We start from the raw sequence: 282 nt of genomic DNA on the forward strand, positions 1-282 counted from the left end.
GTTTTTCAATCAAATCATTTAGAATTTCCATCGGATTATAGTTTGAATCCCCTATTCGTTTTTTGTTCTTCAAGCTGCTTTAATTCGCTCCTTCCTACCTCAATTTTCTTTTCCAGATGATTTTTATTCGCTCGCAGCAACGTATTTTCCTCTTCAAGGCGTTTTTTATCGCTTTTGAGACCATCAATCTCCTTTCTGAGGGGAGTAGCTTGTTCAATTACTTTTTGAGCCTCTGTGAGCCCATTTTTGAGCTGATGTAAATTTTGTAAATTTCTTATCTCC

General features: G+C 36.2%; 1 protein-coding gene. It reads right to left on the reverse strand.

The window, feature by feature from the left end:
* Positions 1-35 precede the first annotated feature (35 nt).
* The coding region (locus AC23P2_RS31360) for a hypothetical protein (protein ID WP_487776832.1) at positions 36-282 on the reverse strand (247 nt) is incomplete at its 5' end.

The sequence above is a fragment of the Runella sp. R0.1_18 genome (assembly GCF_057652155.1).